Genomic DNA, 10,780 nt, shown 5'->3' on the forward strand with positions numbered 1-10,780 from the left:
ATTGGCAAACTGCTTAATTGGCTAATTGACAAATCAGAATTGAATTGTTGTAGCTATAGAAACATCTTTTTTATCATTATCCTGTGGCTGTATAGTCTTTCCTTGAGCATCTTTTAGGGCATAGGAAAGCGTATATTCGCCTGCTTTAGGATAGAAGACTTTACCACGATAGAAATTACGTTCATAACGAAGTGTAGTCGTAGAAAGCACCACTGTTCCCTCCTTAGACTTCACACTTACTTCTACTGTCCAATCAGTTACTCTGGGAAAGTTCTGCAAGTTTTCCATTTTCCAGATACCTAAAGCAATCTCGTTCTCACCCACCTTGGGGCTTTCAGGAGCCACTAAAGCATAAAGGTGTGTCTGTCCCTTAGGAGTAGCCTCAGAAAAGAGTTTAAAACGATTTACTGTTCCTAAAGCCTTATTGGTCTGTGGTTTTACCTCAAAGTCCAAGCGCTTGTATTCGTAGTCTTTACCTGCTGCCCTAAAGGTAATGGTACCAAACCATACCCCTGATGGAGCTGTCATCATTTGGAATAGGACTTGAGATTTCCATACATTGCCTTCCTTAGCCAAAGCGGTATGAGGGCAAGTATGAGTATGCATAATTTCTTTAGAGAAACCTCCTTTGCCATCTCCCTTATACATTTCCATCCAAGGAGTGAAGGTAGCTGCTTGCAGGTCTACTTCCTTGCCTGAGGCATCGGTTACAGAGAGGGTAACATCATTGTATCCCATCACAAAAGTACCTGAGGTATTCTGTAGGCGTACAGTATAAGTATCCACCTTTGTCTCTGCTACTGTTTTAAGCTGTGTGGGTGGAGTTGGTGGAACAGGTGGGGTTGGCTTGTCATCATCTTCTTTAGAACAAGACAATAGGGAGACTATGGCTAAGGCAGCCATGGTGATATATTTGAATTTTTTCATTTTCTTTAGTTTTGATCGTTGAATTTATTTTTTTGATAGTAATAAAAAGGGACATGCCTCACAAGGGAGGGCAAATTGCGATTCGTCCCTACGAGCAATGACACTACTTAGCGTCACTTTCCCCGCTTCATTCTTCTTGTGGTGGTCTGAGCAAGGTATTCCCTACCCCTTGGGATAAGGAAAAAAGATAGAAGTAGCTATGAACTACTTTTTGCAGAAAGGTTTTGCTATAAATAAGTATAGGTATTTCTTGGAAGAAACTCTCAGGCAGAAATATTGCTTTTTTCTCTGTGAGAGGGGTATCAGAAGTCTCTTTGGTTACTTCAGCGAACTTACAAGCACCCTCACAATGGCGCTCAGGTTGGGCTTGGTTTTGACAATAGGCAGCAACAAAGTCTCGCTTGCTTACTAAGAAATATGAAAGGTAGATCCCACTAAGCAAGGTGTTGAGTAGAAAAACAAAACTCATCAAGATAGCTATGCCACGTATTGCTTTTTTCATTGCCACAAATATACGAAAAAAAGAAATACAAATCTTTTTTAGGGCTTTTATTTTTACTTTGTAAAGATAAAAATAATAGCGTAAGGGATAGCTATAGAAATTATCTATAGCTATCCCTTCTTAACTATTTCTATTACATGTGTTTTTTACTTTTCTTTCTTGGCCTCTCACTTGAAAAGTCTTGCATATTTCCTGTAAAGGAACAAAGCACAAAGAAAGCCTACCAAGGCCATTGTGGCTCCTACCAAAGCAGGATAATTGCTTGTATAACCATACTTAAGGGGTTTTCCTCCCAGATAGGCGCCTAAGGTATTGGCCAGATTGAAGGCCGCTTGCATAAAAGCTGCCCCCATCATCTGTGCTTGTGGGGATACACGGAACATCATGATATTCAACGGTGCCCCAACGGACATAGCCGCTATAGCACATACAAAGGTCAAAACCCAGGAGAGCCAAAGCTGATCCGAGAAGAAAAAGATAATCAAAAGTACACAGATTGTAGAGGTAAAAACAATGATGCTCGCCCGAACCAAATGGAGCTTATCGGTAAGCCATCCCCCGAAAAAATTACCTACGACCATACCTATCCCCACCACAATCATTACTGTAGGCATCTGTTCACGAGGCAGGTGTGCATAATCAAGCATTAAGGGCTCTATATAACTAAGCCAAGAGAAAAGTCCGCCACAACCCAAGGCTGTAATGACCAAGAGCAACATAGAGGGTACCGAAAAGAAGTGTTGCAATTCTTTCCATAGGGTCATATCTCGCTGGGAATCGACCTTAGGCAAGAAAAAGAACACACATAGAGCTGTGACTAGCCCCAAAGCAGCAATCATACCCACCACTGGGCGCCATCCTATCACTCCTCCTAAATGTGTAAAGAGCGGTATCACCAGCAGATTGGCAATGGTAAGTCCGCCAAACATGACCGAGATAGCCATCGCTTCTTTCTCCCTCGGAGCCAATTGCTTGGCTACAATAGCTCCTACTCCAAAGAAGGCTCCATGGGGTAATCCTGAACAAAAACGACTGACCAACAAAGTCTCGTAGGTAGGCATCAAAGAAAAAAGCCCATTGAAAAGGGTAAAAAGCAGCATAAAGGCAATCAGTACCTTCTTTGGCTGAAAACGAGTACTAAGTCCTACCAAGGTAGGAGCCCCTACCACGACCCCTATTGCATAAGCAGCAATGAAATTCCCTACTTGATCATCCGAAAGGTGCAGATCTCCTCCCATGGTTCGCATCAGTCCCATAGGGATAAATTCTGTACTTCCTAAGGCAATCCCTCCTATAGCCAAAGGGAAAAGCTGTCGTATCATTTTCATGTTCATAATATCGAATTTTTTAAGAGGGTGCAAAAGTACAAATTTTGTCAGAAATACAAGAAAAAAATAAGGAGATTACTCAAAAAGAATAATCTCCTTGTATATCAATAAACTATGTTAAAAAACATTCTCCTTGAATTGCTCTTGTATAGCCTGTAGCTTATAAGAGATACTCGCATTGTACTGCAAGTCATTAATACGAAGAATGAAGCCTCCTATGATAGAAGGATCTATCTTGTTCTCCAATGAGATGTTTCGCTTTCCACTCAGTGCAACTGCTTTGGCTACAAACTCTTCTTTGAGCTTATCAGAAGCCTCCACAGCAGTGGTAAGGTGAATGACTATCTTTTCTTTATATTCGTTATATTGCTCTACAAATTCACGAGCGATAGCATACAAATCCGATATTCTTTTATTTTGAAAAAGAATAGTAAAGAGTACCTGTAATTCAGAGATATGCTCAGCGAAGATTTCTTGTAATACCCGCTGTTTGACTTCTGTTTTGACAATTGGTGAATGCAATAGTGCTTTCAGATCAGGATTTTCATGAATCACCTCCACCACAGAAGAGATTTCTCCGAAGAGAAGTTCTTCTTTTTGGTTCTCTATGGCATAGTCCAAGAGTGCTTTAGCATATCGTTTGGCTACTTTGGTAGAGTGTATCATTTGATAGTAATTTCGTTCAACAAATCTTCCACAAGTTTTTCTTGTCTTACTTCCGAAGCAAGTTCTTTAGTAAGAACTTTCTTAGCAATATCCAAAGAGAGAGAGGCTATTTGTTCCTTCATTTCAGCGATAGCCATTTTCTTTTCTCCTTCTATTGTTGCCTTTGCTTGAGAAATAATCTTAAGCCCTTCTGCATGTGCTTCTTCCTTAGCTTGAGAAATCAAACGCTCTTTTATCTCGCGGGCTTCCTTAAGAATAGCCTCACGCTCTTGGCGAGCCTCAGTTAAGAGTTTTTCGTTATCGGCCTTCAGGTTTGCCATTTCTTTCTTAGCCTCATCGGCAGCTTCCAAGGCATGATTGATAGAATCCTCACGTTCTTTCAGGGCTTTGAGAATAGGCTTCCATGCAAAAGCACGAAGCAAAAGTAATAAGCAAACAAAGACAATCAGTGTCCAAAAACTAAGACTTTCGGGATGGATGAAATTCATGTATTTTTATTTTTCTGTTGTAATGACTTTTTTGAGTTTTTTAAGATAAGAACCGTTCTGCAACCAACCGTTACAGAACGGTATACTTTTTTCGCAACTTATTTTGCTACCAAGGCAACAACCACAGCAAAGAGGGCTACCCCTTCGATAAGTGCGGCAGCAATAATCATCGCTCCTTGTATTTTAGAAGCCGCTTCTGGCTGGCGTGCAATTCCTTCCATAGCGGAAGAACCAATTCTACCAATACCAATTCCTGCTGCAAGAGCTGCAATACCAGCTCCAATTCCTGCTAATACCATAATTTTAAATTATTTAAAAGTGTTAATAGATACAATTTTGAAAAACGAAACTCTCCTAATGATGTTCCTCGGCATGATGCTCCTCAGCTACCGCTCCTCCTATGAACAAAGCTGAAAGTAAAGTAAATACATAGGCTTGGATAAAGGCTACTAAAAGCTCTAAGATACTAATAAACAAAGAGAAAGCAACCGATACAGGAGAAATAAACACTGTCTTGAAAGTAAAGATAAGCCCCAATAAGCTCAGGATAATGATGTGCCCTGCTGTAATATTGGCAAACAAACGTATCATCAAAGAGAATGGCTTGGTAAGCATCCCGATCACCTCCACAGGGATCATAATAGGAGAAAGCCATAATGGTACGCCTGGAGTAGCAAATATATGTTTCCAATAATGAGAATTTCCACTAAAAGTAGTAATAAGGAAAGTCACTACAGCCAAAGTTCCTGTGAAGATAATGTCGTTGGTCAAGGTTCCTGAAATAATAGGGACCAAGCCCAAAAGGTTTCCTATGAGAATAAAAAAGAAAACAGTAAGCAAATAAGGCATGTAGCGTTGGTACTTTTTGTCTCCTATATTAGGCTTGGCAACCTCATCACGTATAAAAACGATAAGTGTTTCTAAAAGGTTAGCAAATCCCTTAGGCGCTTTAGGATTCTTCTTATAAGAACGTGCTACAGAGACAAAAGCTAAGATCATAAGTAGTGCAATAAGGAAAAGCAATACTACATTCTTAGTAATAGAGAAATCCAACGGACGCGCATTGGTCACCTTGTGGTCTTCACTATAAGAAATATTACCTGTCGCATCAGTATAGTAGATTTGTCCATGTACACGAGCGAAGTATTGCCCTGCTTTCTCTACGATTACCTCCCCTTTATCATCGTGATGAAACTCACTGGAAAGGAAAGTCACCAAACCATTGTCTGTCCATAGGATAATAGGTAAGGGAAGAGTAATGGAAGTGCCCCCCCAGTCCAACAAATGATATTCGTGCGAGTCTGCTATATGGTGCTGAATCACTTGAGTAAAATCTACCTCCTCTTCAGAGGCTTGTTCAGAAGCCCAAAGAGAAGTGCATGGAAGAATTAGAATGCTTAAAAACAGCCACTTACTAATGATTTTTTGTATCATTTTTTAGTAATTATAATTTGTATTGTGTTTGCCTTATTTTGCAGGGACAAAGATACATTTTTTCTTTTTACTTTCACGTGTTTTTTAGTCTTTTTTAAGAAATAAGTTTTTCACAAGGGGGAAGAACAGTGAAAAATGAAAAGCGAAGAGTGAAAAACGAAGAGTGAGCAGAGGTTCTCTATATTGGTATGAGGGTTGTTGCGTCCTGTTGTAGGGGCGATTTGCAAATCGCCCTATACTGGTGCATGCGACAGTAAGCAGTAAACGGTGGGCAGAGGATATGGGGAGTTGTAACAATAAAAAGAGACCTTCCATTACTGGAAGGTCTCTTTTCAATTATTGTTATTCCCTTCTTTAGGTATTAATCAGTGATCATTAATCATTGAAGATTGATCATTGATCGCTACCTATAAAGGGTGAAGTGGCCTTTGAAGGTACGGCTGTCATCTGGCTCGTTCAGACGAAGTACATACCAGTAATCTCCCGTTGGAAGTGGTTCGCCTCCGTAGGTACCATCCCACTCTTGACGGTTGTTCAAGGTCGCTATCTGGCGGCCGTAGCGGTCATAGATGATCGTTTCGGCATGTGGATAGCTGGCCAAGTTCAACGGTGCCCATGTGTCATACTCGCCATCTCCATTCGGTGTGAAGTAGTTCGGTATCACCACATCCATATATTCCTTATAGATAAATACTGAATGAGCACATACCTGCTTGCCTCCATTCTCTTGCTTGAGCTCGCCCTTGCTGTCCTCTACATATACACGGACTTTCTTCTCTACCTTGCCTGTGGCTGGGTTCACCTCTTCATAATCCCGTCTTCTGTACGTAGTAAACTACCTCATCTCCTGCCTTCACATCGTCCACCTTCTGTACATAGTGCGCCTTAACCTCTTCTCCTGTGTGGTATTGAGCTCCACTAAAGTATACCGTATAGCGCTCTTTACCTCCCTCTACTTTCACTTTTACTAAGTTAAGGTCGTTGGCGATACTCTGGTTGGTGATCTTGATCGGTGGATAGTACTCAATATTGAGTTCTCTCACTTCCTGACACAATGGCGGATCACTCATCGCTGGGTTATCCTTATTGAAATAGTACAAGTGCAATTCGTATTTGTTCAAGCCTTCTTGCAACGGACGTACCGCATTGAGCTGTGCAAGTAGCGATGCATGGGCTATCTTGTACATATTGTGCGTATTATCAGTTCCTGTAGGCGTAGTTCCATTGAACTCATATCGCTGGATTGGGGATCCACCCTGGGTGGTAATCGCATATCGCAAGCGGTTTATCGCTCCTCCTGAACTTGGGTTGATTACCAAGTATGGAGTCGTTACCGATACATATACATCGTAAGTAGCTTCGGCAGCTGTGTCACTATTAGGACCTGAACCATCCACTACCAAGACCTTGTTGTTCTCACTGATATCCGCATTACACTGATAGTGTTGTGTGATCACTCCTTTGAGGTCTACCCCTTCTATGATCTCAAACTCTTTCTTCTGGCTACAACCCTTAGCGTCTTTCACCACCAAGAGGTATTTACCAGCCTTAAGACCTTGTATCTTGAATGGTGTAGCTTCTCTCTCTCCTGTACCTCGCTTAGAAGTGCTTTCTCCGTTTTCGAAGAATACCTCCCAGCTATACTGAGGATTTCCTCCCTTGAGTACATACTCTATCTCTCCATTGGCTTCGCCCTTACATCCTACATGGGTGATGCTATTCTGAGTGATCAGTATCGGTGTAGGTGCGATGATCGCTGTATTGACTACCTCATAGATACATCCATATTTTGTATCTTTCACTCCTACCGTGTAAGAGCCTACAGAAAGGTCCTTGAACTGGTTGTTCGTACCCTGCCATCTGTAAGAGCCATCGGCTTGTTTAAGTCCATATTCGTACTTACCTGAGCCTCCCTGAGCTACTACCTCGAAGGAACCATCAGCGCCATCGTGACAGCTTACGCTAGTGATCTTATCTGCCTGCGCCTTAAGCGGTGTCTTTGGAGCTACCAGAATCGGTGCAGAGTCTTTTCTACATTCTCCATGACCTGCTACCTTATGGATTACAGAGATTACATAGCTCTTAGTTGTATTGGTCTGAAGATCCACATCCAACTCAAAGCGGGTATTGTTATGAGCTACTCCATCGAGCAAGTAACGTACATTAAGCGCTGCTGATGCAGGTTCTACACTGGCCTCTACCACATACTTAATCACATTGTTCACACACTCGTACTTACCTTCGCTGAGCTTGAGGGTCACCTCTGAGCCCGCTTCTATGGTAAGGGTTGCTTCGGCTTGACAGCCATTCTTATCTCTTATCTTGATGGTATGGTCGCCAGGGGCTAAGCCATCTATGAGGGTACCATTACCATCACTATGGTATTCAACCCATGTAGTGCCTCCATCCTTAGAGTATTCGTATACCTTATCATTGCCCACTGTTCTTAGTGGTGTTCCTCCAATCACTCGCAAGTAAGCCTTTCCGTCATTGCTTCCAGCACAGCTTTCGTGCTCTACCGTATCCATACGTACTGTTACGCTTAGCGGATCCGGTTCGGTGATGGTAAACTCTATAATATCGGTTCCAAGTGGTGTAGGTTGACCTTTCTCCTTAATCTCATTAGGACGACAACCATTTTCATCCTGTACAATCACATAGTACTTACCTGGAGCTAAGCCTTCGAACTTACCACCATTGTCCAAGAAGCGGTCTAAGCGAGGACTAATCGCATAGGTAAGCTTTCTCTGAGTACCATCAAGTTTGGTCTGACCTGAAGTTGTAGTGATCTCGATAGAACCATCATGATCTCCGTTACAAGTCACCTGTTTCACTTCGTATTCTACCGTGTACTTGGTTTCTTGTTTTATCGGTACTTGAACTACCTTAGGAATACATACTCCAACGGCTTGGCTAATCTCTACGCTATAGTCATCAGAGGCATCAAGTCCTTCAAATACTCCTTGTGCATTCGGATTCGGTGTAGATAAGCCTGGTACAACACTTCCATTTCTCTTAAGGGTAAAGACATAAGGCTCATCGTTCTTACCTCCTGTAGCTGTTACCACAATCTTACCATAAGAGCTACCATAGCACTTGAGGCTTGTCACACTCTTATCATTATCTATAGCGCCATCTATCGGATTCACTTTGGCTACATGTACCTCGTTGGATTCTCCTTCGCAAGCACCTGTACCTCCACCGTTATCCATTACCTTAGCATAGTATACTCTATCCGAGCTTACTGGTGTAGTTACTGCTGCGGCAAAGACAGCCGTTACTCCTGTCTGGTAAGCTCCCGTAATAGTTGGGGTTACTGGCACTAAAGTACCTGGACGACCTGCACTAATGTCATAGAGTTCTACCTTATAAGTACCTCTTGTAGGATTCATATTCGGTCTGCCCTCTATCTGTACGGTGATGTCACCTGCTGTATTACAGCCTGGGTACTTAGTCAATTCCGCTCTGGCAATGATTGTACCTGGGTCATTGACTGTTACAGGTTGTGAATCAACCTTGTCATCGGCACAAAGCATATCCGAGGTGATTCTGATAAAGTACTTACCAGCTCCTAAACCAGAGAAGGTTACCGTACCACGAGTGGTTGGGTTATCATCTGGCAAGATTCTACCTAAGGATCTTTCTGTGGTCGCATCGAACAACTCGTAAGACAAGCGTCCTTCTATCAACGTTGGTGTAGATCCTGAAGGTGATGGTGTGGTAGCTGTTACACTACCTCCTATTACCCCAGTGAGCTTAATCTCTCCATCCTGAGAGCCTACACAGCTTGGTATCTTGGTCGCTGTTGGTGCATTCGGTGCTTGTAGCTGCATAGATGGACCATGGTAAGGCACAAAGGTAAAGCTATCCAATTTCCTTGTACATCCGCGTGAGTCTCTCACTTCTATATAGTGGGTACCCACCCCTACGGTAAAGGTCATCTGATCGGTGAAGCTACCTGCATTACCATCGGTTACTACTCGGTATTGGTATGGTGCTCCCCAACCTCCTGTCGGAGCTGAGGTAACCCCTATCTGAGCATCGTTCTGAGCTTCTCCATTACAGTAAGTCATATAGCGCAATACCTTGCTCACTGCATTGATATTCTGTGGACGGGTAGCTGTAAGCTGCGCCGCTGTCTTACACTGTGTACCCACTACAGTTACCTCAGTCTCAAAAGTTATCGCAGTACCCTGTGGTACATCTCCTACAGGTATATGTACGGTCATCTGGTCTGAAGCTCCATGCCCTGTCTGGGTACCATAGGTAGTTCCTCCTGACTTCTTCACAAACCAAGTATATCCTCCAGTACCTATTTCCCCTTCTACTTCTACTCTGAAGGTTACACCAACTGTACCTGGAGCAGGTGAAGCAGTATCTCCACAGATTCCTGCCGTTACAAAGAAGTTCACTCGTGGTGCTTTAGCCTTCTCTACTCTATATCCACTTGGTACCACAAAAGTACATCCTGTATCCTTATCGGTCAAGGTAATCTCATAATCGGCACTTTCTTCGGCGATCTGAGGGAAGGTAATCGTACCTACCCCTGTACCCCCTATCTGAGCAGTACCCGCTGTTCTGGCAGCTGAGTCATAGCCTGCTACCTCAGTAGGAGCTCCTGCTCCGGTCATCTTTCTTATATATACATTGTATCCTCCTGTATTTGAACCATTCGTACGGGTCACTGTCATGGTCACCTGTTCCGTACCCGTTGGCTGACAGCTCATCTGTTGGGTACGATGGAAGGTTGCCCCTGTGATCTTTTGTAGTGTCTTAACAGTTCCTACGAATGAACCTGGAATAGCCAATACACATCCGTTCGCATCCGTTACTTTTACTACTATCGTATAATCCACATCCTTAGCAGGAAGGTCTATAGTGGCATTCGCTGTGTACACTGTAGGTCCTGGGTAAGGTGCTGGAGGTGTAGTAGAGGTTACTGTCTGAGTAAGGATTACATTACCTGCCTCATAAATCTCTACCTTATAAGGTGCAGTACCTCCCTTAATATTGAGGTAGAGCTGTGCATTGGACTGCTTAGGCGTTACCCCATAGGAAGTGGCAGCACCACAACCTGCCTGAACAATCTCTATACCTGGGTTGGCAGGTGGGTTGGCATCAAAGGCTGGGATAGGACGTTCTGTTATCTGAACTACCCCTCCAGAGAAGCCTGTAACATCCTGACCACAACTACCATTGGCTGAGCTCTTCACTCTGAGCTGGTAGTAACCCGCCTTAAGTCCTGTTACCTTATAGCGAACTGTACTTGTAGTACGCTCTATGATGTCTCCATCACCTACTGTACCTGATCCTATAAATGAACTTGCAGCTCCTGTCGTACTGTAGTATAACTCATATACAAAGGATACATTCTCTCTTCCTGTGGTAATGGTACGGGTAAACTCAAAGCTACCAGTAGTACCTCCTGGGGTACA

Annotated in this window: 9 protein-coding genes; all 9 read right to left on the reverse strand. The window is 43.0% G+C overall.

Features of this window, described 5'->3' with window-relative positions; all coding sequences use genetic code 11:
* Positions 1–33 precede the first annotated feature (33 nt).
* A complete protein-coding gene (locus CAPGI0001_RS01540; RefSeq protein ID WP_002665811.1) occupies positions 34–927 on the reverse strand; it encodes a hypothetical protein in 894 nt (297 codons plus the stop codon).
* Between the two features lie 127 nt (positions 928–1,054).
* Positions 1,055–1,429 carry a hypothetical protein gene (locus CAPGI0001_RS01545; RefSeq protein ID WP_040359259.1) on the reverse strand — a complete coding sequence of 125 codons (375 nt, stop codon included), beginning with the start codon at positions 1,427–1,429 and terminating at the stop codon, positions 1,055–1,057.
* Positions 1,430–1,596: 167 nt separating this feature from the next.
* Positions 1,597–2,757 carry an MFS transporter gene (locus CAPGI0001_RS01550; RefSeq protein WP_248601284.1) on the reverse strand — a complete coding sequence of 387 codons (1,161 nt, stop codon included), beginning with the start codon at positions 2,755–2,757 and terminating at the stop codon, positions 1,597–1,599.
* 117 nt (positions 2,758–2,874) lie between these two features.
* A complete protein-coding gene (atpH, locus tag CAPGI0001_RS01555) occupies positions 2,875–3,423 on the reverse strand; it encodes an ATP synthase F1 subunit delta (protein WP_002665905.1) in 549 nt (182 codons plus the stop codon).
* Entirely contained in the window at positions 3,420–3,911 is a 492-nt protein-coding gene (locus tag CAPGI0001_RS01560; RefSeq protein ID WP_002665699.1) for a F0F1 ATP synthase subunit B, read from the reverse strand. The genes atpH and CAPGI0001_RS01560 overlap by 4 nt, the downstream gene beginning before the upstream one ends.
* 98 nt (positions 3,912–4,009) lie before the next feature.
* Positions 4,010–4,210 (reverse strand): ATP synthase F0 subunit C, encoded by a 201-nt coding sequence (gene atpE / locus CAPGI0001_RS01565; protein ID WP_002665912.1) that lies wholly within the window; start codon positions 4,208–4,210, stop codon positions 4,010–4,012.
* 55 nt (positions 4,211–4,265) lie between these two features.
* Complete coding sequence (atpB, locus tag CAPGI0001_RS01570; RefSeq protein WP_002665845.1) at positions 4,266–5,345, reverse strand: F0F1 ATP synthase subunit A; 1,080 nt, start codon at positions 5,343–5,345, stop codon at positions 4,266–4,268.
* Positions 5,346–5,748: 403 nt separating this feature from the next.
* Positions 5,749–6,147 (reverse strand): T9SS type B sorting domain-containing protein, encoded by a 399-nt coding sequence (locus CAPGI0001_RS13275; protein WP_002665766.1) that lies wholly within the window; start codon positions 6,145–6,147, stop codon positions 5,749–5,751.
* 4 nt (positions 6,148–6,151) lie between these two features.
* Positions 6,152–10,780 (reverse strand): hypothetical protein (locus CAPGI0001_RS13280; RefSeq protein WP_002665632.1); only part of this gene is annotated, 4,629 nt, incomplete at its 5' end.

This window comes from Capnocytophaga gingivalis ATCC 33624 (assembly GCF_000174755.1).
In the GTDB taxonomy this organism is placed as follows: domain Bacteria; phylum Bacteroidota; class Bacteroidia; order Flavobacteriales; family Flavobacteriaceae; genus Capnocytophaga; species Capnocytophaga gingivalis.

Bases quoted from the DNA above. Each gene is read 5' to 3' on its own strand.
- CAPGI0001_RS01540 (WP_002665811.1), bottom strand. From the start codon at position 927: ATGAAAAAATTCAAATATATCACCATGGCTGCCTTAGCCATAGTCTCC.
- CAPGI0001_RS01545 (WP_040359259.1), bottom strand. From the start codon at position 1,429: ATGAAAAAAGCAATACGTGGCATAGCTATCTTGATGAGTTTTGTTTTT.
- CAPGI0001_RS01550 (WP_248601284.1), bottom strand. From the start codon at position 2,757: ATGAAAATGATACGACAGCTTTTCCCTTTGGCTATAGGAGGGATTGCC.
- atpH (WP_002665905.1), bottom strand. From the start codon at position 3,423: ATGATACACTCTACCAAAGTAGCCAAACGATATGCTAAAGCACTCTTG.
- CAPGI0001_RS01560 (WP_002665699.1), bottom strand. From the start codon at position 3,911: ATGAATTTCATCCATCCCGAAAGTCTTAGTTTTTGGACACTGATTGTC.
- atpE (WP_002665912.1), bottom strand. From the start codon at position 4,210: ATGGTATTAGCAGGAATTGGAGCTGGTATTGCAGCTCTTGCAGCAGGA.
- atpB (WP_002665845.1), bottom strand. From the start codon at position 5,345: ATGATACAAAAAATCATTAGTAAGTGGCTGTTTTTAAGCATTCTAATT.